The organism is Pseudomonas entomophila L48 (assembly GCF_000026105.1).
Taxonomy (GTDB): Bacteria; Pseudomonadota; Gammaproteobacteria; order Pseudomonadales; family Pseudomonadaceae; genus Aquipseudomonas; species Aquipseudomonas entomophila.
Genome location: NC_008027.1, coordinates 1,121,844 through 1,145,251, shown reverse-complemented (window position 1 = coordinate 1,145,251; position 23,408 = coordinate 1,121,844). Strand labels below are relative to the sequence as shown.

22 protein-coding genes are annotated in these 23,408 nt (G+C 64.9%); 8 read left to right on the top strand and 14 right to left on the bottom strand.

Features of this window, described 5'->3' with window-relative positions:
* Positions 1 to 2: 2 nt before the first annotated feature.
* Entirely contained in the window at positions 3 to 857 is an 855-nt protein-coding gene (rapZ, locus tag PSEEN_RS05075) for an RNase adapter RapZ (protein ID WP_011532413.1), read from the top strand.
* Between the two features lie 20 nt (positions 858 to 877).
* Positions 878 to 1,150, top strand: coding sequence for an HPr family phosphocarrier protein (locus PSEEN_RS05070; RefSeq protein ID WP_011532412.1), 273 nt, complete (start codon positions 878 to 880; stop codon positions 1,148 to 1,150).
* A gap of 131 nt (positions 1,151 to 1,281) precedes the next feature.
* Here the strand turns inward: PSEEN_RS05070 and PSEEN_RS05065 are convergent, their stop codons facing one another.
* The 6 genes from PSEEN_RS05065 to pmbA form a co-directional block, all read right to left on the bottom strand.
* Complete coding sequence (locus tag PSEEN_RS05065) at positions 1,282 to 2,175, bottom strand: ZIP family metal transporter (RefSeq protein WP_044487751.1); 894 nt, start codon at positions 2,173 to 2,175, stop codon at positions 1,282 to 1,284.
* An 11-nt stretch (positions 2,176 to 2,186) separates the two neighbouring features.
* Positions 2,187 to 2,798: a superoxide dismutase gene (locus PSEEN_RS05060; protein WP_011532410.1), complete on the bottom strand. Its 612-nt coding sequence runs from the start codon at positions 2,796 to 2,798 to the stop codon at positions 2,187 to 2,189.
* Position 2,799: 1 nt separating this feature from the next.
* Positions 2,800 to 3,261, bottom strand: a complete 462-nt coding sequence (locus tag PSEEN_RS05055) for a DUF2753 family protein (RefSeq protein WP_011532409.1) — start codon at positions 3,259 to 3,261, stop codon at positions 2,800 to 2,802.
* Positions 3,262 to 3,277: 16 nt separating this feature from the next.
* Positions 3,278 to 4,654 (bottom strand): class II fumarate hydratase, encoded by a 1,377-nt coding sequence (locus PSEEN_RS05050; protein ID WP_011532408.1) that lies wholly within the window; start codon positions 4,652 to 4,654, stop codon positions 3,278 to 3,280.
* Positions 4,647 to 5,048: a hypothetical protein gene (locus PSEEN_RS05045; RefSeq protein WP_044487748.1), complete on the bottom strand. Its 402-nt coding sequence runs from the start codon at positions 5,046 to 5,048 to the stop codon at positions 4,647 to 4,649. Before PSEEN_RS05045 ends, PSEEN_RS05050 begins: the two co-directional genes overlap by 8 nt.
* A gap of 188 nt (positions 5,049 to 5,236) precedes the next feature.
* On the bottom strand, positions 5,237 to 6,583 hold the full coding sequence (pmbA, locus tag PSEEN_RS05040) for a metalloprotease PmbA (protein ID WP_011532406.1): 1,347 nt from the start codon (positions 6,581 to 6,583) through the stop codon (positions 5,237 to 5,239).
* 109 nt (positions 6,584 to 6,692) lie between these two features.
* Between pmbA and yjgA the strand changes: the two genes are divergently transcribed.
* Complete coding sequence (yjgA, locus tag PSEEN_RS05035) at positions 6,693 to 7,214, top strand: ribosome biogenesis factor YjgA (protein WP_011532405.1); 522 nt, start codon at positions 6,693 to 6,695, stop codon at positions 7,212 to 7,214.
* Between the two features lie 122 nt (positions 7,215 to 7,336).
* Here yjgA and tldD read toward each other — a convergent pair whose 3' ends face one another.
* From tldD to mreB, 8 genes are all read right to left on the bottom strand, one after another.
* Complete coding sequence (gene tldD, locus PSEEN_RS05030) at positions 7,337 to 8,776, bottom strand: metalloprotease TldD (RefSeq protein WP_011532404.1); 1,440 nt, start codon at positions 8,774 to 8,776, stop codon at positions 7,337 to 7,339.
* A 2-nt stretch (positions 8,777 to 8,778) separates the two neighbouring features.
* Positions 8,779 to 9,630: a carbon-nitrogen hydrolase family protein gene (locus tag PSEEN_RS05025; protein WP_011532403.1), complete on the bottom strand. Its 852-nt coding sequence runs from the start codon at positions 9,628 to 9,630 to the stop codon at positions 8,779 to 8,781.
* Positions 9,631 to 9,644: 14 nt separating this feature from the next.
* Complete coding sequence (locus PSEEN_RS05020; RefSeq protein WP_011532402.1) at positions 9,645 to 13,457, bottom strand: YhdP family protein; 3,813 nt, start codon at positions 13,455 to 13,457, stop codon at positions 9,645 to 9,647.
* An 88-nt stretch (positions 13,458 to 13,545) separates the two neighbouring features.
* The gene (gene rng, locus PSEEN_RS05015) at positions 13,546 to 15,003 is read right to left on the bottom strand and encodes a ribonuclease G (protein ID WP_011532401.1); all 1,458 of its coding nucleotides are present in this window, start codon (positions 15,001 to 15,003) and stop codon (positions 13,546 to 13,548) included.
* Between the two features lie 54 nt (positions 15,004 to 15,057).
* A complete protein-coding gene (locus PSEEN_RS05010) occupies positions 15,058 to 15,657 on the bottom strand; it encodes a Maf family protein (protein ID WP_011532400.1) in 600 nt (199 codons plus the stop codon).
* A 31-nt stretch (positions 15,658 to 15,688) separates the two neighbouring features.
* Complete coding sequence (gene mreD, locus PSEEN_RS05005) at positions 15,689 to 16,177, bottom strand: rod shape-determining protein MreD (RefSeq protein WP_011532399.1); 489 nt, start codon at positions 16,175 to 16,177, stop codon at positions 15,689 to 15,691.
* Positions 16,178 to 17,194 (bottom strand): rod shape-determining protein MreC, encoded by a 1,017-nt coding sequence (mreC, locus tag PSEEN_RS05000; RefSeq protein ID WP_083789150.1) that lies wholly within the window; start codon positions 17,192 to 17,194, stop codon positions 16,178 to 16,180. It abuts the gene before it with no gap.
* 168 nt (positions 17,195 to 17,362) lie between these two features.
* Entirely contained in the window at positions 17,363 to 18,400 is a 1,038-nt protein-coding gene (gene mreB / locus PSEEN_RS04995; protein ID WP_011532397.1) for a rod shape-determining protein MreB, read from the bottom strand.
* Between the two features lie 203 nt (positions 18,401 to 18,603).
* On the opposite strand from mreB, the gene gatC reads away from it, so the two are divergent.
* The 5 genes from gatC (at position 18,604) to PSEEN_RS04970 (ending at position 23,406) form a co-directional block, all read left to right on the top strand.
* Positions 18,604 to 18,891, top strand: a complete 288-nt coding sequence (gene gatC / locus PSEEN_RS04990; RefSeq protein ID WP_011532396.1) for an Asp-tRNA(Asn)/Glu-tRNA(Gln) amidotransferase subunit GatC — start codon at positions 18,604 to 18,606, stop codon at positions 18,889 to 18,891.
* A gap of 15 nt (positions 18,892 to 18,906) precedes the next feature.
* Positions 18,907 to 20,358, top strand: a complete 1,452-nt coding sequence (gatA, locus tag PSEEN_RS04985; protein WP_011532395.1) for an Asp-tRNA(Asn)/Glu-tRNA(Gln) amidotransferase subunit GatA — start codon at positions 18,907 to 18,909, stop codon at positions 20,356 to 20,358.
* A gap of 11 nt (positions 20,359 to 20,369) precedes the next feature.
* On the top strand, positions 20,370 to 21,815 hold the full coding sequence (gene gatB / locus PSEEN_RS04980) for an Asp-tRNA(Asn)/Glu-tRNA(Gln) amidotransferase subunit GatB (protein ID WP_011532394.1): 1,446 nt from the start codon (positions 20,370 to 20,372) through the stop codon (positions 21,813 to 21,815).
* Positions 21,816 to 21,926: 111 nt separating this feature from the next.
* Complete coding sequence (locus tag PSEEN_RS04975; protein ID WP_011532393.1) at positions 21,927 to 22,301, top strand: septal ring lytic transglycosylase RlpA family protein; 375 nt, start codon at positions 21,927 to 21,929, stop codon at positions 22,299 to 22,301.
* A 61-nt stretch (positions 22,302 to 22,362) separates the two neighbouring features.
* Complete coding sequence (locus PSEEN_RS04970; RefSeq protein ID WP_044487746.1) at positions 22,363 to 23,406, top strand: calcium/sodium antiporter; 1,044 nt, start codon at positions 22,363 to 22,365, stop codon at positions 23,404 to 23,406.
* Positions 23,407 to 23,408: the final 2 nt, after the last annotated feature.

The following is a 23,408-nucleotide window of genomic DNA, read 5'->3' as shown; positions in this document are numbered from 1 at the left end:
CCATGCGCCTGATCATCGTCAGCGGCCGCTCCGGCTCCGGCAAGAGCACCGCCCTCGACGTACTGGAAGACAACGGTTACTACTGCATCGACAACCTGCCCGCCGGGTTGCTGCCGCAGTTGGCGGAAAACGCATTGATCAACACTGAGCTGCAGCAACCCAAGGTGGCTGTCTCGATCGATGCGCGTAACCTGCCGAGCCATCTGACCCGCTTTCCAGAGCTACTGGAGGAAGCGCGTACCCGGCACATCCAGTGCGACGTGCTTTATCTGGACGCTGACGAAGACACGCTGCTCAAGCGCTTTTCCGAAACCCGCCGTCGCCACCCGCTGACCAATGCCAATCGTTCGCTGGCCGAGGCGATCCGGGTGGAGAGCGAACTGCTGGGGCCCATCGCAGACCTCGCCGATCTCAAGATCGACACCACCAGCTTGAATCTTTACCAGCTGCGTGACTCGATCAAGCTGCGCCTGCTCAACCAGCCGGAACCTGGCACCGCATTCCTCGTCGAGTCGTTCGGTTTCAAGCGCGGCATGCCCGTTGACGCCGACCTGGTGTTCGATGTGCGCTGCCTGCCCAACCCTTACTGGAAACCGGAACTTCGTGAGCATTCCGGGCTCGAACAGCCAGTAATCGACTATCTGGCCGCACAGCCGGATGTCGAGGAAATGTTCCAGGACATCTCCACCTACCTGCTCAAATGGCTGCCGCGCTTCGCCGCCAGCAATCGCGCCTATGTCACCATCGCCATCGGCTGTACTGGCGGCCACCATCGCTCGGTGTACATCACCGAACGGCTGGGCCAGTTGCTCCAGCAATCCCTGAAAAACGTCCAGGTCCGCCACCGCGACCTCTAGCCCACAGGATCCGCACCACGATGCCCGCCCGCGAAATCACCATCATCAACAAGCTGGGCCTGCACGCCCGGGCGGCCGCCAAGTTCGTCGGCGTGGCCGGGCGCTTCCCCTGCCAGGTGCGCGTCGGGCGCGCGCCGGACAAACTGGTGGATGGCAAGAGCATCATGGCCGTGATGATGTTGGCAGCCGGCAAGGGCACCCAGGTGCACCTGGCCACCGAAGGCGAGCAGGACAACGACGCCATGGATGCACTGGTGGCGCTGATCAACAACTTCTTCGACGAAGGTGAGTGATCACCCTGCCCTCTGTAGGAGCGGCTTTAGCCGCGATGCAGGCAACGCGGTGCTGGCCACCCGCTTCGCGGGTGATCGCGGCTAAAGCGGCTCCTACAGAGCTCGTGCCAAATCAGCGAGGGGCGGACGCTTCACGACATCGCCGTATCCATCACCATCATCAGGCAGAACCCGACACACAGCCCCAGGCTCGCCAACCGGTGATGGCCATTGCTGCGTGACTCCGGGATGATCTCCTGGGTCACTACCAGCAGCATTGCCCCCGCCGCGCAAGCAAGCCCCAACGGCAGCAGCAACTCGGCGACATTCACCAGCCAGGCGCAGATCACCGCCGCCAGCGGCTCGACCAACCCGGATGCGGCGCCGATCAGGAAGGCCTTGAAGCGCGGCATCCCCGCCCCCGCCAGCACCAGGGCGATCACCAACCCTTCCGGTACATCCTGCAGAGCAATGCCCATGGCCAGGCTGTCGGCATCGGGCATACCGCCCCCAGCGGAAACACCGATGGCCATGCCCTCGGGAATGTTGTGGGCAATGATGGCGATGACGAACAGCCAGATCCGTGCGGCAATCACCGGCTGCTGCTCGGTGCCGACCAATGCCTCCGGCGAGGCACCGGAGACCTTCAGGTCGACCAGGAACAGGCACAGCGCCCCGAACAGCAGGCCACTGCTGATCAGACCACCCGCCCCCCAAGGGCTGAAACCGACCGCCTGGGCGGCGTCCAGCCCTGGGATGATCAGGGAGAATGCCGTGGCCGCCAGCATCACCCCCGCACCAAAGCCCAGCAGCGTGTCGGCCAACGCCACCGGCATGTTGCGAATGACCAACACCGGTACCGCACCCAGCGCCGTCCCCAATGCACACAGTGCTCCCCCCTCCAGGGCGCGCAACATGCGTGGCTCCAGCTCCAACCAGGCAATGCCACGGGCCGCGAGCAACGCCGCGCCGACCAGCAACAGCAAGGTCCCCAGCGCCAGGCGGAACAGGCGCACACTGCTGACAGACAACACCTGCGAGCGCATACCGGCCTGACTCACTTCAAGGCTTCAAGGTAGCGACGTTCCACTTCGGACCAGTCGACCACGTTATAGAAGGCACCGATGTATTCCGGGCGACGGTTCTGGTATTTCAGGTAATAGGCGTGTTCCCAGACATCCAAGCCGAGGATCGGTGTGTTGCCGTGCATCAGCGGGCTGTCCTGGTTGCCGCTGCTCTCCACCACCAACGTGTTCTGCGGTGTGACACTGAGCCAGGCCCAACCGCTGCCGAAACGGGTCAGCGCAGCCTTGGTGAACGCCTCCTTGAACGCGTCAAAGCCACCGAGCTGATCATCGATGGCCTTTGCTACCTGCCCTTGTGGCTGCCCGCCGCCCTTGGGCGACATGACCGTCCAGAACAGGGTGTGGTTGGCATGACCACCGCCCTGGTTGATCACCGCGCCCTGCAGCTTCTCGGGCAATTGCTTGACCGCGCCGACCAACTGCTCCACCGGCCATTCGGCCCACTCGGTGCCCTCAAGGGCGGCATTGAGGTTGTTGATGTAGGTCTGGTGGTGCTTGCTGTGGTGGATCTCCATGGTCTGGGTGTCGATGTGCGGTTCCAGTGCATCGTAGGCGTAAGGTAATGCAGGCAAGGTATGGGGCATTTCAGTGAATTCCGTAGGCTGTTGTGCTGTGAGTGGTTTCCGCTTGCGCGACCAGTTCGCTGACCACCGGCGCCTGGCGATGGAGCAGGCGTTCGGTACGCGGGTACTGCCCGTACTCGGCGATGAAACTCAGCAGTTCGGTATAGGTCCGCCCACTGTGGCGCAGCGCGGCATCGCGCAGCGCCTGGGGCAAGCGTTGCTCCTGGCTGGCCTGGAGCAGCCGCTGATGGGCGGCACACAGGTAGTCGGCGCTTTCATGCGGCTGATTCAGACGCAGGTGCAGGTCGGCCAGGTTGTGGTGGGCGATGACCAGCGCGGCCACCGCCTCGTCGACGTCATGCCAGCGCTCGAATAGCACCTGGGCCAACGCCAGCGCTTGCAGGTAGTGTTCCCGGGCATCGACCAGCTCGCCCCGTTCGAACAATTGGTTGGCGGTTTGCGTGGTGCGTCTCCAGTGCTGCATGACGTGCCTCCTGGGCTCAGATGCCGCCGGCGGTGAGTTTTTCCGGATCCAGCAGGGCTTCAAGCTGATCGCGCGACAGGTCGGTATGCTCCAGTGCCACGTCGATGATCGGACGGCCCTGCTTGTAGGCGGTCTTGGCGATCTCGGCGGCCTTGAGGTAACCGATGATCGGGTTCAGCGCGGTGACCAGGATCGGGTTGCGCGACAGCGCTTCCTTGAGCTTGCCTTCATTGACCTTGAAGCTGGCGATGGCCTTGTCGGCCAGCAGGCGGCTGGCGTTGGCCATCAGCTCGATGCTTTCCAGCAGGTTGCGGGCGATCACCGGCAACATCACGTTGAGCTCGAAGTTGCCCGACTGCCCCGCCACGGCGATGGTGGCGTCGTTGCCGATGACTTGCGCGGCGACCATGGCAGTGGCCTCCGGAATCACCGGGTTGACCTTGCCAGGCATGATCGAGGAGCCCGGCTGCAAGCCCTGCAGCTCGATTTCACCCAGGCCGGCCAGCGGGCCGGAGTTCATCCAGCGCAGGTCGTTGGCAATCTTCATCAGTGCCACGGCAGTGGTCTTCAGCTGGCCCGACAGTGCCACGGCAGTGTCCTGGGAACCGATCAGGGCGAACAGGTTCTGGCCCGGCGTGAACTCGACCTTGGTCAACCCACTCAGCTGACGGGCAAAGCCTGCCGCGAATTGTGGGTGCGCGTTGATTCCTGTCCCCACCGCGGTGCCGCCTTGGGCCAGGGCCTGCAAGCTCGGCAGGGTGGACTCGATATGCGCCAGGGCGCCCTTGATCTGTGCGGCCCAACCACCGAGCACTTGGCTCATGCGCACCGGCATGGCGTCCATCAGGTGGGTGCGGCCGGTCTTCACGTACTGATGAACCTCGACGGCTTTGGCATCGATCACCTGGACCAGGTGACGCAAAGCGGGCAGCAACTGTTCATGCAAGGCCAGGGCAGCACTGACATGGATGGTGGTGGGGATGATGTCGTTGCTGCTCTGGCCACAGTTGACGTGGTCGTTGGCATTGACCGGTTCACCCAGCACACGGCTGGCCAGGGTGGCGATCACTTCGTTGGCGTTCATGTTCGAGCTGGTGCCGGAACCGGTCTGGAACACATCCACCGGGAAATGGCGGATGAAGTCCTCGGCCAACAATTGCTCCACTGCCTTGACGATTGCACCGCCCTGCCCTGCGCTCAGTTGCGCCAGCTCGATGTTGGCCTTGGCCGCTGCAGCCTTGGCCAGCAGCAGTGCACGGATGAACTGCGTCGGCATCGGCTGGCCGCTGATCGGGAAGTTGTCGACCGCGCGCTGGGTCTGGGCACCATACAGGGCCTGGGCCGGCACCTGCAGTTCCCCCATGCTGTCGCGCTCGATACGGGTATCACTCATCTTCAAGTCCTTGCATCAGTTCTTCGGGAGAGATCGACGGCAGCAGCACGCAATTGGCGAGCTGCATCGCGTAGGGTTGCCAACGCTGGTTGTGTTCGCGGCGATCGAGGTTGCGCAGGTCGAGCAGTGGGCGCCAGGCCTGGTCCAGGCACAGGCAGCGCCAATGCCAGGGCAGCATGCGGTCGCAGGCGGTATCCAGCAGCAGGCGGAAGGAGGTCAGCGCCACGGTCCAGGGCGAGGTTTCAGTGCAGCACACCAGGTAGCGGCCTTCGGCCAGGTAGTGCTCGATCAGGCGCGGTTCGTCGGGCTCGAGGGCACAACGGATGCGCCGGCTGAGCCAGCGCCAGTTTTCCAGGTAGGGCAGTTCGTGGAGAACGGATTTCATGAACGTCATCGCCAGGTGACCGGGTAATGATATTCATTATTAGATGATAATTAGAATCACTTCAAGCTTGCCGAGACAAACAAAAAAACCGGCACGATGGCCGGTTCCGGAAACTGCAGTTCGGGCCTGTTCGCCGGCAAGCCAGCTCCTACCGGGTTAGCGTAGGAGCTGGCTTGCCGGCGAACAGGCCTTGCGCATCAACTCCCCGCGACAGTCATCCGCTCGATCAACACCGAACCACTATGGATATTGCTACGGGTTTCAATATCGCTGCCGATCGCTACAATCTGCTGGAACATATCCTTCATATTGCCGGCGATGGTCACTTCCTGAACCGGGAACTGAATCTCGCCATGCTCGACCCAGAAGCCCGCCGCGCCACGGGAGTAATCCCCCGTGACCATGTTCAGGCCATGCCCCATCAGCTCGGTGACCAGCAGGCCACGCCCCATGCGGCGAATCAACGCGGCCTGGTCCTCGACCCCATGGGTGACGAACAGGTTGTGCACGCCACCGGAGTTCGCGGTGCTTGGCAGCTTCAGCTTGCGCCCGGAATAGGTGCCCAGGATGTACGACACCAGCTCGCCCTTGTCGACGAACGGCTTGGCGTAGGTGGCCAGGCCATCGCCGTCGAATGCCGCGCTGCCCAGCGCACGCGGAAGGTGAGGGCGTTCGTCGAGGGTCAGCCAGGTGGGGAACAGGCGCTGGCCAATGGTGCCTTCGAGGAACGATGACTTGCGGTACAGGTTGCCACCGGAAATCGCCGAGAGGAAGCTGCCGAACAGGCCGCCAGCCAATTCCGCCGAGAACAGTACCGGCACCTCGCAGGTCGGCACAGGACGCGCGCCCAGTCGGCTGGCCGCACGCTGAGCGGCGCGCTGGCCGATGCTGCGCGGGTCGGCCAGCAACTGGCCCTGGCGATTGACGTCGTACCAGTAGTCACGCTGCATCTGGCCGTCGCTCTCGGCGATCATCACGCAGCTCAGGCTGTGGCGCGTGGAGGCGTAACCGCCGATGAAACCGTGGCTGTTGCCGTACACCCGCACGCCCTGGTGGGTATTGAGGGTGGTGCCGTCGGCATTTTTGATGCGTTTGTCGGCGTCGAAGGCAGCCGCCTCGCACGCCAGCGCCATCTCGATGGCCTTTTCAGGCTCGATATCCCAGTCGTGATAGAGGTCGAGATCCGGAATGTCACGCGCCATCAGCGCCGCGTCAGCGAGGCCCGAGCACTCATCCTCGGAGGTATGCTTGGCGATCGCCAGCGCCGCCGCGACCGTTTCACGAATGGCGTCGGCGCCGCTGGCCGAGGTGCTGGCCGAGCCCTTGCGCTGGCCGACATAGAGGGTGATGCCAAAGCCCTGGTCGCGGTTGAACTCGACGGTCTCGACCTCGCGCTGGCGCACCGTGGTGGACAGGCCCTGCTCCAGCGACACCGCCACTTCGCAGGCACTGGCCCCCTGGCGGCGCGCCTCGGCGACGATCGCTTCGACCTGTTCCTGCAACGCCGGCAGGTCCTTGGGGCCTACGCTCTGGACTGCACTCATGGTTCTCTCCACTGAAAATTCTGCGTACGGCTAGGGTCATTCTACGACCGGGCCGGACAAGCGGCCCCCGACTGGTTATCATGGCGGCGATTTCCTGCGGACTGCCCCCATGGTTGATTCTTACGACGACGCCTTCGATGGCGAAAAAAGCAAAACCCAGATCAAGCGCGAGCTGCATGCGCTGGTCGAACTCGGTGAGCGCCTCACCACCCTCAAGGCCGACACCCTGGCACGCCTGCCGCTGACCGACGAGCTGCGCAAGGCGCTGGACGAGGCCTCCCGGCACACCGCCCATGGCGCCCGCAAACGCCACATGTCGTTCGTCGGCAAGCTGATGCGCGTCCAGGATCTGGACGCCATCCACGCCGTGCTCGAGCAGATCGACAGCTCCAGCCGCCAGTACAACGAGCGCTTTCATGGCCTCGAGCGCTGGCGCGACCGCCTGATCGACGGTAACGACGAAGACCTCGAGCGTTTCGTCAACGAGTTCCCCGACACCGACCGCCAGCACCTGCGCTCGCTGATCCGTCATGCCCAGCACGAGAAAGCGCGGAACAAGCCGCCTGCCGCCGCGCGCAAAGTGTTCAAGTACATCCGCGACCTCGACGAGACCCAACGCGGCCTGCGTTGAGCCCTGGTTTCGGGGGCTGCTACGCAGCCCATCGCGGCACAAGGCCACTCCTGCAGGGAACGTGCAAGACTGTAGGAGCGGCCTTGTGCCGCGAAAGGACCGCAAAGCGGTCCCCATGGCCCTCAAGCCCCTGTACCACCCACGGTAATCGCATCCAGCTTCAGGGTCGGCTGGCCAACCCCCACCGGCACTGACTGCCCATCCTTCCCACAGGTGCCCACGCCGCTGTCCAGCGCCAGGTCGTTACCGACCATCGACACGCCGCGCATCGCCTCCGGACCATTGCCGATCAACGTCGCGCCCTTCACCGGCGCGGTGATCTTGCCGTCCTCGATCAGATAGGCCTCGCTGGTGGAGAACACGAACTTGCCGCTGGTGATGTCCACCTGGCCGCCGCCAAGGTTGGCGCAGTAGATCCCCTTCTTCACCGACCGGATGATTTCCTCCGGGTCGCTTTCGCCGGCACGCATATAGGTGTTGGTCATGCGCGGCATCGGCAGGTGGGCGTAGGACTCGCGGCGACCGTTGCCGGTGACCGCCATGCCCATCAGACGGGCATTGAGCTTGTCCTGCATGTAGCCCTTGAGCACGCCGTTCTCGATCAACGTGGTGCACTCGGTCGGCGTGCCTTCGTCATCGACACTGAGCGAGCCTCGACGCCCTTCCAGGGTTCCGTCGTCGACGATGGTGCACAGCTTCGAGGCCACTTGCTCGCCGATACGACCACTGAACGCCGAACTGCCCTTGCGGTTGAAGTCGCCTTCCAGGCCGTGACCGACTGCTTCATGCAGCAGCACACCGGACCAGCCCGGGCCAAGCACCACCGGCAGCGTACCGGCCGGTGCCGGAATCGCTTCAAGATTTACCAGCGCCTGGCGCAGCGCCTCACGGGCATAACCCATCACGCGCTCATCGCTGAAATAGCGGTAATCGGTACGCCCGCCACCGCCCTGCCCGCCGCGCTCGCGACGACCGTTCTGCTCGACGATCACGCTGACATTGAAGCGCACCAACGGGCGCACATCGGCGGCCAGGCTGCCATCGGCGGCGGCCACCAGGATACGTTCCCAAACCCCGGCCATGCTCACGCTGACCTGCTGGATGCGCGGGTCGAGGGCGCGGGTGGCGGCGTCGACGCGCTTGAGCAGCTCGACCTTTTCCGCCCGGCTGAGCACCGCGAGGGGGTTGTCGGCGGCATACAGCGCGGTCACGTCCTGGCTGCGGAAAGCCTGCACCTTGCCGTTCTGCCCGGCGCGCGAAATCGAACGGGCGGCACGGGCCGCCGAGGTGAGTGCCTCGAGGTTGATCGCGTTGCTGTAGGCGAAACCGGTCTTCTCGCCGGACTGGGCACGCACGCCCACGCCCTGGTCGAGGTTGAAGCTGCCTTCCTTGACGATGCCGTCTTCCAGCGCCCAGGTTTCCGAGATCTGGCCCTGGAAATACAGGTCGGCGGCGTCGATGCCGGGGCCGGCCAACTCGCCCAGCACCGTCTGCAGGCTATCGAGGGTCAAGCCGCCCGGGGCCAGGAGCTGCTCGCTGACGGTGGATAACATCTGGCTCATAGTCACTCCGAGGTGTGCGCAGGCCGCAAGGCGTCCTGCGAGAAAAAGCGCCGGTGGCTGACCACCGGCATGCGCGCCCGGATGGACGCTTGTTCTTCGCTGTCGCGCGTGGCCAGCAGTACTGCCTCACCTCGCGCCTGTTGCGCGACGATCCGCCCCCAGGGGTCGACGATCGCCGCCTGGCCGTGGGTTTCCCTCGGCCCCGGATGTACACCGCCCTGAGCGGCCGCCAGCACATAGCACTGGGTTTCGATGGCCCTTGCGCGAATCAGCACTTCCCAGTGCGCCGCGCCAGTCACCGCAGTGAACGCCGCCGGTGCGCTGATCAGCTCGGCCCCGGCGGCGCGCAAGGCGCTGTACAGCTCGGGGAAACGCAGGTCATAGCACACCGACAAACCGAGACGCCCGACCGGCGTATCGACCACCACCACCTGGTCGCCGTGGGCGTAGTCGTCGGACTCGCGATAACGACCACGGTTGTCGGCAACGTCCACATCGAACAGGTGCAGCTTGTCGTAGCGTGCGGCGATCTCGCCCTGCTCATCGACCAGCAGCGAGCAGGCGTGGGCCTTGTGCTCCGGCCTACCGACCGGCGGCAAGGGCAAGGTGCCGGCGACAATCCATAACCTGAGGTCACGGGCCGCCTGTTTCAACCACGGCAGGATCGGCCCTTCGCCCAGCGCCTCGGCGCGGCCGATGGCGGCGGCGTCACGGCGGCCCATGGCGGCGAAGTTTTCCGGCAATACCGCCAGGCGCGCGCCACCGGCCGCGGCCTGCTCGAGCAGTGCCCGGGCGCGTTGCAGGTTGGCCAGGATATCGTCCTGGCTGACCATCTGGATCACTGCTGAAGTCATGCCCCCCCCTGCCATTACTTGTCGAATGGTTTCACAAACGTGATTTTAGGCTCTTTCACCGGCCCTTCTACGCGATAGTGCACGCTGGCGAAGCGGGCCACGCGGTCGCCGATCAGACGGTCGACCAGGAACAACGCACCGCCAACGGCCGGCGCGCCGATGATCAGCGCCGCCAGCGGCAGGTTGTTGGTCACCGGCAGGGTCACCAGCAAATTGGCGTCGACCCGGTCGCGAACGAAGTCCAGGGTGCCGTCGAGCTCGAAGTTGCTTGACGGGCCAGTCACGGTGATGGGTTCACGGGTGACGTAGACGCCTTCGCTGGCCACCAGCAGCCCCTTGACCCGGTCATAGGCCAGGCCCTTGCTGAACAGGTCGGAGAAGTCCAGGCGCAGGCGGCGACCGATGGAGTTGAAGTTGAGCAAGCCGAACACTCGCAAGGCCTGGGCGCTGCCCTCGACCTCGACGAACTGGCCGGTGCGCAAGGCGGCGTCGAGGCTGCCGGAGTAACGGTTGAGGCTGACCCAGGCTGGCGAGCCCGGCCAGCGGCCGTCGACATCCATACGGAAATCGCGGCTGGTAACGGTGGGGGCAAAGCCCCAGGCCTTGAGCACGTCGGCCAGGTTCTTGCCATCCAGGCGGCCCTTGTACCAGCTCGACGTACTGCCGGGCACGCCTTCCCAGCCACCGCTGCCATCGATATGCAGCCCCTTGAGGTCCAGGTCGATGTCCGCAAGCGACAAGCCACGCGACGCCTGGCGCAACTTCACCGACGCACTGCCGAACAGGTCGTCGCCGCGGTACATCTTGTCGATGGTCAGGTCCAGCGGCGGTACCTTGCGCGGATCGACGCCGGCCAGCGGATCTGGAGCATTCTCGGCCTGCTCTTCCGTCGTCGCGTTGGCCGGCGGCAGGCGCAAGGTCTGCAGGCGGATGGTCATGGGCGTGGCCTTGGCATCGGGAATGCGTGCATTGCCGATGACTTCCTTGCTGTCCAGACGCAGGTCCCAGGCCTGGCCGCCACGCGCCAGGCGCACGACCGCCTGGTTGAGGTCCATGCCGAAAGCCTTGAGCTGACCGATGCTCAGGTCGACGCCCTGCAGGTTCTGGCGGGCGCTACCGCCTGGGTCCTGCCCGGCGAAACGCTCCATCTGCTGCTGCCAGGGCGCCAGGTCCAGGGCCTCCAGGCGCCCGCGTACACGCAGGCCCTGGCCACTCGGCACGCTGGCTTCTCCGGCACCCAACAGCAGTTCGCCGCGCCCCTGGGCCAGTTTGTCGGCAGGCGCGGCGTAGGCGAAACGGGCCAGGTCGGCATAGCCGGCATCGATACGCCGCTCGGGGCCTTGCAAGGTGAGGCTGAAACGGCTGTCGCGGGTGTCCGCGGCGGCCTTGCCGAAGGGGGCTGGAAGATCGATGGCCAGGCCCTTGAGCGATGAGTTGACCGTTATCCGGTTGTCGTGGCTTCCGAGCATCACCTGCAACTGGTAGGGCAGATCACCCGAAGCCGGCAGCGCTTGCTGGAAGTTCAGCCAGTCGGTCAGGGGCTTTAGGCCGACCTGGCCGCTGGCGCTGATTCGCGTCTGGATCTGCCCGTTCTGCCCTTCGGCGACGATCTGCGCGGTAACCGGCTTGCCGAAGGCCTGGAGAGTGATGCCCTTGCCGCTGAGCCCCTTGTCGAAATCGAAGGTGAAATCGCCCTTCAGGCGGTTCAGTTCCAGGCTCGGGGGGGCAACCTTGAGCGTTGCGTCGGCGGTCGAGAAGTCCACCAGTACCTTGGGGCGCTGCCCGTGGGCCAGGGGAATGTCGAGCTTGACCTTGCCCCGCAGCGGGCCTTCGCCCTCCCAACCGGCGAAAATCTCACCCGTGCCGATGGGCGCTTCCTTGAGAATCTTCAGGCCATCGCCGAGGCTGCCATCGAAGTCGCCATCGAGATACAGGTGGCTGTGCTGGTCGCCCTCGACATGGGGGATGTTGACATCCACGTCGCTGACCTTGGTGTCGAGCAGCAGCCCCTTACGGGCCTTGATCCGCACCCCGGTGTCCTCGATGAAGACGTCGCCCTCGACCTGCTGCACCTGGGGCCAGCCCGGCTGGAAGTCCAGGGCCGCGTCGTGCACCTTGAAGAACAGGCTGATATCGCGGGCATGTGGCGGCGCGCCATGGTTCAGCGAGCCCTGGTACTGGAAGTAGCCTTCGTCGACATTGCCCTTGACGATGGCGCTGCGCAGCCACTCGTCCAGGGCTGGGCTGAGCACCTCGGGCAGGTACTTGGCGGTGTAGCGGCCATCGCCCTCGGTGAGTCCGACGCGCAGGTCCATGTAGTCCTCATGGCCTGGCTCCAGATGGATGCGGATCAGGAAGTCGGCGGCGATCTTGCCTTCGTCGCCCAACACCTTGATATAGGGGGCGACCAGGGTGAAGGCGTCCTTGTCCAGCGTCCAGGTCAGCCGGGCGTTGGCCTTGGGGTAATGCCAGGGTTTGCCGAAGATCGGGTACAGATGCAGCATGAACGCTTGGGTGTCCAGGCGCAGTTCGCCATGCCCGAGATCACCGCTGATCGCCCCAGTGACATTACCGGCAGCTGGCGCGCCGTGATAAGCATCGAAGCCGACCTTCTCCAGGTTGGCGGCGAACTGCACGCGCTGGTCACCCTCGGCCTTCGGACGAATGTCCAGGCGCACGTTGCGCAACGAGCCGGTCACCTTGAGGGCATCGACCACGGTCATGAGCTTGTCGGGCAAAGGCGCCAGGGCATCGATCAACGGGGTCAGCGGCGTCAGGTCGAGGCGGTCGGCCTGGACCTGCCAGGTTTCGTCGGCAGGGTTCTGGCCCGGGCGCTGCGCCAGTTGCAGGTGGGATTCCCAGCGGGTCTGGCCAAGGCTCATGGCCAGGGAGTCGACCGCCACGTCGAAACCTTGGTCCTTGCGCTGGAACCAGGCCGACAAGGCCAGGTTGTCCAGGGTGGCAGCCTTGCGTTCGGCGTAGGCACCCTTGAGTTGCGGGGCATTGAGGCGAACCATCGCCTGCTGCAGTTGCCCTTTGTTCCAATCGATCCAGAATTCGCCGCCTGCACGCAGCGTGCTGGCTTGCCACTGCCCCAGCAGGCGCGGCGGCAACCAGCGGGCCCAGTCGCTTTGCGGCAGGCTCAGGTAGGCTTGCAGGCGCCCCTCGCGCCACGCCCTGGCGCTGGCCCGGCTGTCCAGGCTCATAGCCAGCGGCTGGCCATCGGGCAAAGTCGCCCGCAGATCCAGGCGCTGGCGCGAGGCACCGGCCTGCAAACCCAGGCTGACATAGGTCAGGGTCAGTGGGTCACGCTGCCACGGGTGCAGGGTGACCTGGCTGTCGAACAGGTCGATGCGCCCCAACTGGCGCAAGCGCTTGAGCGCGTCGGCCGGATCGAACGGCGCGTCGTCCTTGTGTGGCAGGCCTTCAAGCGCCCAACTACCTTGCCCATCCTCACGCAGGATCAACTGCAAGCCGGCGAGTTGGATACGCGCCAGGCGCACTTCACGCGCCTTGAGGCTGGCCCACAGGTCCGGCACCAGCTTGACGTCATCCAGGCGCAGCGATGCGGCACCCTCGCCCAACTGCAGGTCGCGCACCCGCAACACCGGGGCCAGGCCACTCCAGCGCCCTTCCAGCGCGCCGACATGCACAGGCATGCCCAAGGCCTGTTCGGCCTTGAGCTCGGCGTCCACACGGTATTCGGCGACCAGGGGTACCAGTTGTCGCCCAAGGCTGACATACAGCGCCACCAGCACCGCCAGCAGGGCGCAGATGCCCAGCCCCCAGCGGGTCAAGGCGCCCAGAACGCGGGTCAGACGTTCCATGGCCAAGGCCCTCCGAGTCGTCCCTTAACTATGGCCGGGGAATCGGGCTTTGCCAGCCCTCGTACGGGGCGACGGCCTTCAGAACGGGTCAGAGCAGCACCACATCGTACTGTTCCTGGGAGTACATCGACTCGACCTGGAAGCGAATGGTCCGCCCGATGAACGCTTCCAGTTCGGCGACATTGCCCGACTCTTCGTCGAGCAGACGGTCGACCACCTTCTGGTTGGCCAGTACCCGGTAGCCCTCGGCCTGGTAGGCGCGGGCCTCGCGCAGGATCTCACGGAAGATTTCGTAACAGATTGTCTCGGGGGTCTTCAGCTTGCCCCGCCCCTGGCAGGCGGCACACGGTTCGCACAGAACCTGCTCAAGGCTTTCGCGGGTGCGCTTGCGGGTCATCTGCACCAGGCCCAGCTCGGTGATGCCGATGATGTTGGTCTTGGCGTGGTCGCGCTCGAGTTGCTTCTCCAGAGTACGCAGGACCTGGCGCTGGTGCTCCTCGTCCTCCATGTCGATGAAGTCGATGATGATGATCCCGCCGATGTTGCGCAGGCGCAATTGACGGGCGATCGCGGTGGCCGCCTCGAGGTTGGTCTTGAAAATGGTCTCTTCGAGATTGCGATGGCCGACGAACGCACCGGTGTTGACGTCGATGGTGGTCATCGCCTCGGCCGGGTCGACCACCAGGTAGCCGCCGGACTTGAGCGGCACCTTGCGCTCCAGGGCCCGCTGGATCTCGTCCTCGACCCCGTAAAGGTCGAAGATCGGACGCTCGCCGGGATAATGCTCAAGGCGGTCAGCGATCTCGGGCATCAGTTCGGCGACGAATTGCGTGGTCTTCTGGAAAGTTTCCCGCGAATCGATGCGAATCTTCTCGATCTTCGGGTTGACCAGGTCGCGCAGCGTGCGAAGCGCCAGGCCGAGGTCCTCGTAGATCACGGTGGGCGCGCCACAGGTGCTGATCTGCGCGCCAATCTGTTCCCACAGGCGGCGCAGGTAGCGGATGTCCTGGAGAATGTCTTCAGCGCGGGCGCCTTCGGCGGCGGTGCGCAGGATGAAGCCACCGGCATCCTTCATGTCCTCCTGGGCCATGCAGTCGTTGACCACTTGCTTGAGGCGTTCGCGCTCGGCTTCTTCCTCGATCTTCAGCGAAATCCCGACATGGCTGCTGCGTGGCATGTACACCAGGTAACGCGAGGGGATCGACAGCTGGGTGGTCAGGCGCGCGCCCTTGGTACCGATCGGGTCCTTGGTCACCTGCACCACCAGCGCCTGGCCCTCGTGGACCAGCGCGGTGATGGTCTCCACCGCCGAGCCCTCGCGCTGGGAGATCTCCGAGGCGTGGATGAACGCCGCGCGTTCCAGGCCGATGTCGACGAAGGCCGCCTGCATGCCCGGCAACACCCGCACCACCTTGCCCTTGTAGATATTGCCGACGATGCCGCGGCGCTGGGTCCGCTCGACGTGCACTTCCTGCAGGACGCCGTTCTCCACCACCGCCACGCGTGATTCCATCGGGGTGATGTTGATCAGGATCTCTTCACTCATGGCACGCTCTCGTCAAAGGTCTGGGGTAATGATGGATCGCAGCAAGGTGGCTGGCTAGCGTTGGGTGCAATCCTCATGCAGCTGCCAGCAGGGAATGGCGAACTGCTCGAGCAGTTCCGCCGTTTCGCTCAGGGGCAACCCGACCACGGATGAATAGCTGCCTTCGATGGCGCTGACGAACACCGCGCCCAGGCCCTGGATGGCATAGCCCCCAGCCTTGTCCACAGGCTCGCCACTGGCCCAGTAACGCAGCGCCTCTTCGAAGGAGATGGTGCGAAAGCGCACGGTAGTGGTGACGCAGCAGCTCAGGCTGCGCTGGCCATCAGTCACCGCCACGGCGGTCAGTACCTGGTGTTCGCGTTTTGACAGGTCGCCGAGCATGGCCAGTGCCTGCTCGCGGTTTTCGGGCTTGCCGAGGATGTTGCCATCGAGCACCACGGTGGTGTCGGCACCCAGCACCACGCCGGTACCGCCGGTCCGGGCGAAGCCCGCCACAGCCTTGGCTTGCGCCAGGCGTTCGACGTAGGCAGCTGGCGCCTCGTCGGGTAACGGGGTTTCATCGATGGGCGCACTGACAACAACGAACGGCACGCCGATCTGGGTCAGCAGTTCACGCCGTCGTGGCGAACCGGAGGCCAGGTACAACTGGGGCATGTAGACATCTCCTTGTCAGTGGCGGCGGCCGTCAGTGGATATGCAGGCGCAGGCGAAGGCCGCGCAAGGCAAAGCTGATCCAGGGCCAGAGCAAGGCGCTGATCACCGCAGGCCAGACCAGCGCCAGCGTTGGCAGGCGATTGCCGGTCAGGGCGCTCAGCCACAGCTGGATCAGCTGGGCGATGCCGAAGATCACCAGGATCACCAGGCTCTGCTGCCACATGGGGAACATACGCAAGCGTTGCTGCAACGACAGCACGAGGAAGGTGATGAGCGTGAGAACCAGGGCGTTCTGCCCCAGCAGGGTGCCGTACAGCACATCCTCGGCCAGGCCCAGCACGAAGGCGGTGGTCATGCCGACCTTGCTGGGCACGGCCAAGGTCCAGAACGCGAGCAGCAAGGCCAGCCACATGGGCCGGAACACTTCCATGAACTGCGGCATGGGCGAGACGCTGAGCAACAGGCCTATGGCGAAGGTTACCCAGATGACCCAGCCGTTTCTGCTACGGGTGCTGGCCATTCATTGTCTCCGGGGTTGAGCGGGCGCGGCAGGCGGATGGGCCGGTGCGGTGGTCGTCGTGGCAGGTACCGCAGGCACGGCCTGGCCGGCCGGGGCAGGCGTCGCCGGGGTGGCGGGCGCCTGGCCATGGTTGGCCCCTTGACGGTCGGCTTCTTCCTGGGCGATCGCCGCCTCGGTGGCGCGCTCTTCCGGCGTGCGCCGGTCGCTGAACACCAGCAGCATGTAGCGGCTGCGGTTCAGTGCGGCGGTGGGGATGGCGCGGACGATGGCGAACGGTTGGCCGGAGTCATGGATCACTTCGTTGACCGTGGCCACCGGGTAACCGGCCGGGAAGCGCTGGCCCATGCCGGAACTCACCAGCAGGTCGCCTTCCTTGACGTCGGCGGTGTCGGCCACATGGCGCAGCTCCAGGCGCTCCGGGTTGCCGGTACCGCTGGCGATGGCGCGCAGGCCGTTGCGGTTGACCTGCACCGGAATGCTGTGGGTGGTGTCGGTCAGCAGCAGCACGCGCGAGGTGTACGGCATCAGCTCGACCACCTGGCCCATCAGGCCACGGGCATCGAGCACCGGCTGGCCGAGGAACACGCCGTCGCGCTCGCCCTTGTTGATCAGGATGCGGTGGGTGAACGGGTTGGGGTCGACACCGATCAGCTCGGCGACCTCGACCTTCTCGTTGACCAGCGCCGAGGAGTTGAGCAGCTCACGCAGGCGCACGTTCTGCTCGGTCAGGGCCGCCAGCTTCTGCAGCCGCCCTTGCAGCAGCAAGGCTTCGGTCTTGAGCTTCTCGTTTTCGGCGATCAGCTCGGTGCGGCTGCCGAACTGGCCCGCCACGCCCTGCCACGCACGCTGGGGCAGGTCGGTGATCCAGTAGGATTCCATCAACACCAGGCCCATCTGGCTGCGCACAGGCTTGAGCAGGTCGAAGCGCGAGTCGACCACCATGAGCGCGACCGACAGCACCACCAGCACAAGCAGGCGAACGCCCAGCGAAGGGCCCTTGGAGAAAAGCGGTTTAATGGGCCGTTCCTCGTGGACGACGATTCAGGAGGTCATGGGACATGGGGCAACGCACCGGCCTGCTTGCGGGTTGACGGAAACGACACCCGAATGGGCGCCAGCACAGCGCATACAGGTAGCACTGTGCGTGCTACCTGTAAACCTGGATGCTTTATGCAGCGCCAGCGATCACTCGCTGGAGAGCAGGTCCATGGCGTGCTTGTCCATCATCTCCAGCGCACGGCCGCCACCGCGAGCGACGCAGGTCAGCGGGTCTTCGGCGACAATCACCGGCAGACCGGTTTCCTGGGCCAGCAGCTTGTCCAGGTCGCGCAGCAGTGCGCCACCACCGGTCAGCACCAGGCCGCGCTCGGCGATGTCCGAGGCCAGCTCCGGCGGCGACTGCTCAAGGGCGCTCTTGACCGCCTGGACGATGGTCGCCAGCGATTCCTGCAGCGCTTCGAGCACTTCATTGGAATTCAGGGTGAAGGCACGCGGTACGCCTTCGGCGAGGTTGCGACCACGAACGTCGACTTCACGCACTTCGCCGCCTGGATAGGCGGTACCGATTTCCTGCTTGATGCGCTCGGCGGTGGATTCGCCGATCAGGCTGCCGTAGTTACGGCGCACGTAGGTGACGATGGCTTCGTCGAAGCGGTCGCCGCCGACGCGGACGGACTCGGCATAGACCACGCCGTTCAGCGAGATCAGGGCGATTTCAGTGGTACCGCCACCGATATCGACGACCATCGAGCCGCGGGCTTCTTCAACTGGCAGGCCTGCACCGATGGCAGCAGCCATCGGTTCTTCGATCAGGAATACTTCACGGGCACCGGCACCGAGGGCCGATTCGCGGATGGCACGACGCTCGACCTGGGTCGACTTGCATGGCACGCAGATCAGCACGCGGGGGCTGGGCTGCAGGAAGCTGTTTTCGTGCACCTTGTTGATGAAGTACTGCAGCATCTTTTCGCAGACGCTGAAGTCGGCGATCACGCCGTCCTTCATCGGACGAATGGCAGCGATGTTGCCTGGGGTACGGCCGAGCATGCGCTTGGCTTCGGTCCCGACGGCGACGACGCTTTTCTGCGTGCCATGGGTACGGATGGCAACCACCGAGGGCTCATTCAGGACGATACCGCGCTCACGCACGTAAATAAGGGTGTTGGCAGTACCCAGGTCGATGGACAGATCGCTGGAAAACATGCCACGCAGTTTCTTGAACATGGGAAAGTGACCCTGGGGAAAGCGTGGGTAAAAAAGTGCGGCAAACTCTAACAATGGCAGGGATTTTGGGCAAGGAGCCAATATGTTAAATTGGCTGTTTTTCCGAGCATGCCTGCCGATGATCGCGGCCCTTTGACCGCCAGAATCCTGACATGTTCCTCATTTGCGGCCCCAATCCGCATTTCGTTTCCCTGGAGATCCCCATGGCGCTTCAACGCTCCGACGTGGAAAAGATCGCCCATCTGGCCCGCCTGGGCCTGAATGAAGGCGAACTGCCACGCATTACCGACGCCTTGAACAGTATTCTCGGGCTGGTCGACCAGATGCAAGCCGTCGACACCACCGGCATCGAGCCCCTGGCCCACCCGCTGGAAACCACCCAGCGCCTGCGTCCCGACCAGGTCACCGAAAGCAACCAGCGCGACCGCTACCAGGCCGTCGCGCCGTCGACCGAGAACGGCCTGTATCTCGTACCGAAAGTCATCGATTAAGGGAAAGCGCCTGCCATGCATCAATTGACCCTGGCCGAGATCGCCCGCGGACTCGCCGACAAGTCGTTCTCCTCGGAAGAACTGACCGGCGCACTGCTGTCGCGCATCAAGCAGCTCGACCCGCAGCTCAACAGCTTCATCACCGTCACCGAAGAACAGGCCCTGCACCAGGCCCGCGCCGCCGACGCCCGTCGCGCCGCCGGCGAGACCGGCGCGCTGCTCGGCGCGCCGATCGCCCACAAGGACCTGTTCTGCACCCAAGGCGTGCGCACCAGCTGCGGCTCGAAGATGCTCGACAACTTCACCGCCCCGTACGACGCCACCGTGGTCGCCAAGCTGGCCGAAGCCGGCATGGTCACGCTGGGCAAAACCAACATGGACGAATTCGCCATGGGTTCGGCCAACGAATCCAGCCACTACGGCGCGGTGAAGAACCCGTGGAACCTCGAGCACGTGCCGGGCGGCTCGTCCGGTGGCTCGGCCGCCGCAGTGGCCGCGCGCCTGCTGCCGGCCACCACCGGCACCGACACCGGCGGCTCGATCCGCCAGCCGGCCGCGCTGACCAACCTCACCGGCCTGAAACCGACCTACGGCCGCGTTTCGCGCTGGGGCATGATCGCCTACGCCTCGAGCCTCGACCAGGGCGGCCCGCTGGCCCGCACCGCCGAAGACTGCGCCCTGCTGCTGCAAGGCATGGCCGGCTTCGACAGCAAGGACTCGACCTCGGTCGAGGAGCCGGTACCGAACTTCAGCGCCGACCTCAACGCCTCGCTGCAAGGCCTGCGCATCGGCCTGCCGAAAGAGTACTTCGGCGCCGGCCTCGACCCGCGCATCGCGGAACGGGTCCAGGCCAGCGTCAAGGAGCTGGAAAAGCTCGGCGCGGTGGTCAAGGAAATCAGCCTGCCGAACATGCAGCACGCCATTGCGGCCTACTACGTGATCGCCCCGGCCGAAGCCTCCTCCAACCTGTCGCGATTCGATGGCGTGCGCTTCGGCCACCGCTGCGCGGACCCGAAGGACCTGACCGACCTGTACAAGCGCTCCCGTGGCGAAGGCTTCGGCGTTGAAGTGCAGCGCCGCATCATGGTCGGCACCTACGCCCTGTCGGCCGGCTACTACGACGCCTACTACGTCAAGGCGCAGCAGATCCGCCGCCTGATCAAGAACGACTTCGTCGCGGCGTTCAACGATGTCGACGTGATCATCGGCCCGACCACGCCGAACCCGGCCTGGAAGATCGGCGCCAAGGCCGGCGACCCGATCGCCGAGTACCTGGAAGACCTCTACACCATCACCGCCAACCTGGCGGGCCTGCCGGGCCTGTCGATGCCGGCCGGTTTCGTTGATGGCCTGCCGGTGGGCGTGCAGCTGCTGGCCCCGTATTTCCAGGAAGGCCGCCTGCTCAACATCGCGCACCGTTACCAGCAAGTCACCGACTGGCACACCCGCGCCCCTAACGGCTTCTGAGGAATTCACACATGCAATGGGAAGTTGTTATCGGGCTGGAGATCCACACCCAGCTCGCCACCCAGTCGAAGATCTTCTCCGGCAGCGCCACCACCTTCGGCTCCGAGCCGAACACCCAGGCCAGCCTGGTCGACCTGGGGATGCCCGGCGTACTGCCGGTGCTCAACCAGGAAGCCGTGCGCATGGCGTGCATGTTCGGCCTGGCGATCGACGCCGAGATCGGGCCGCGCAACGTGTTCGCGCGCAAGAACTACTTCTACCCCGACCTGCCCAAGGGCTACCAGATCAGCCAGATGGACCTGCCGATCGTCGGCAAGGGCCACCTGGACATCGCCCTGGAAGACGGCACGATCAAGCGCATCGGCGTGACCCGCGCGCACCTTGAAGAAGATGCCGGCAAGAGCCTGCACGAAGACTTCAACGGCGCCACCGGCATCGACCTGAACCGCGCCGGTACCCCGCTGCTGGAAATCGTCTCCGAACCGGACATGCGCAGCGCAAAAGAGGCCGTGGCCTACGTCAAGGCGATCCACGCCCTGGTGCGCTACCTGGGTATCTGCGACGGCAACATGGCCGAAGGCTCGCTGCGTTGCGACTGCAACGTCTCGGTGCGCCCGAAGGGCCAGGTCGAGTTCGGCACCCGCTGCGAGATCAAGAACGTCAACTCGTTCCGCTTCATCGAGCGCGCGATCAACAGCGAGATCCAGCGCCAGATCGACCTGATCGAGGACGGCGGCAAGGTGGTGCAGGAAACCCGCCTGTACGACCCGAACAAGGACGAGACCCGTTCCATGCGCAGCAAGGAGGAAGCCAACGACTACCGTTACTTCCCCGACCCGGACCTGCTGCCGGTGGTCATCGAGCAGAGCTTCCTCGACAGCGTGCGCGCTGCCCTGCCGGAGTTGCCCACGCAGAAGGTCGAGCGCTTCCAGAGCCAGTACGGTCTCTCTGCGTACGACGCCAACGTGCTGGCCTCCAGCCGCGAACAGGCTGACTACTTCGAACAAGTGGTCAGCATCGGCGGCGACGCGAAGCTTGCGGCCAACTGGGTGATGGTGGAGCTGGGCAGCCTGCTGAACAAGCTGGGCGTCGAGATCGACCAGTCGCCGGTCAGCGCGGAGCAACTGGGTGGCATGCTGCTGCGCATCCGCGACAACACCATCAGCGGCAAGATCGCCAAGACCGTGTTCGAAGCCATGGCCGCCGGTGAGGGCGACGCCGACAGCATCATCGAGAGCAAGGGCCTCAAGCAGGTTACCGACACCGGTGCGATCGACAAGATGCTCGACGAGATGCTCGCCGCCAATGCCGAACAAGTCGAACAGTACCGCGCCGCCGATGAAGCCAAGCGCGGCAAGATGTTCGGCTTCTTCGTCGGCCAGGCGATGAAGGCGTCGAAGGGCAAGGCCAACCCGGGGCAAGTGAACCAATTGCTCAAGGCCAAGCTCGAAGGGTGATCTGAAAAAAGCGGCGAGGGCTTTGCCCTCGATCGCGGATGAATCCGCTCCTGTAGGAGCGGATTCATCCGCGATGGGCCGCCCAGCGGCCCCATTTGCGGAGCATCCGAATTGCTGAAGCGCCCCCTCGCCACCCTCACCCTCTTCTCCCTCCTGGCCGGCTGCGCCAGCCACGACATCGACCCCCGTGGCTACAACGAAACCGGCACCGCCTCCTACTACGGCTCACGCCACCATGGCAAACGCACCGCCAGCGGCGAACCCTTCAACCAGCACGGCCTTACCGCCGCCCACCGTAGTCTGCCTTTCGGCAGCCGGGTATTGGTCACCAACCTCAACAATCAACGCAGTGTCGTGGTCCGTATCAACGACCGAGGCCCCCACACCCGTGGCCGGCTGATCGACCTTTCACGCGCCGCCGCAGAAAAAATCGGCATGCTCCGTAGCGGAACAGCGCGAGTACGGGTACAAGGTCTGAGCGATTGACCTGACTGGAGCCCTCGCCATTTTCGACCTGGCCACCCTCCCCACCTTCAGCCTCCTGCAACTGGGCCTGGGCCTGGTGCTGCTGATCATCGGTGCCGAGCTGATGGTGCGCGCGGCCCTGCGCCTGGCGACCCGCCTGCACGTGCGCCCGCTGATCATCGGCCTGAGCCTGGTGGCCTTCGGCAGTACCGCGCCACAGTTGACCGTGAGCCTGCAGGCCGCCTACCAGGGCGCCCCGGACGTCGCGGTGGGCAGCGTGGTCGGCAGCAACATCTTCAATGTGCTGGTGATCCTCGGCCTGGCGGCGCTGATCATCCCGCTGCGCGTTTCACGCCAACTGGTACGCCTGGACATCCCCCTGATGATCGTCGCCAGTAGCCTGGTCTACTTGCTGGCCAGCAACGGCCAGCTGGGGCGTGTCGAAGGGCTGGTGCTGCTGCTCGCACTGCTGGGTTACCTGCTCATGCTCTGGCACCAATCGCGCCACTATGCCCGCACCTATCCGGCACCCAGTACGGCCCATGCGAGCGCCGGACGCTTCTGGAGCGGCGCGCTGATGCAGATCGCCCTTGGGCTCGGCCTTCTGAGCCTGGCCGGCCACCTGCTGCTGGAGGCCGCCGTGGAAGTGGCGACCGACCTGGGGTTGTCCGAGCGGATCATCGGCCTGACCGTAGTCGCCGTGTGCACCTCGCTGCCGGAGCTGGCCGCTGCCTTGATCGCCGCCCTGCGCGGTGAACGGGAAATTGCGGTGGGCACGGTGATCGGCAGCAACCTGTTCAACCTGCTGGCGGTATTGGGGCTGACAGCGCTGATCACCCCCGAGCCGCTGTCGATCTCGCCCAATGCGCTGGACTTCGACCTGCCGGTGATGCTTGGCGTGGCCGCCCTGTGCCTACCCGTGTTCTATTCCGGCTACCGGGTCACCCGTGCCGAAGGCCTGGTATTCCTGTGTCTGTACCTGGCCTACGGCCTGCACGTGGTCGCGTTCACCACCGGCATGCCACTGGCCGGGCGCCTTGAACGACTGATGCTGTTCTACGCACTGCCGGTGCTCGGGGTCGTGCTGCTGTACACCACGCTTCGCGCCTGGCGCCGCCAACACTAAGG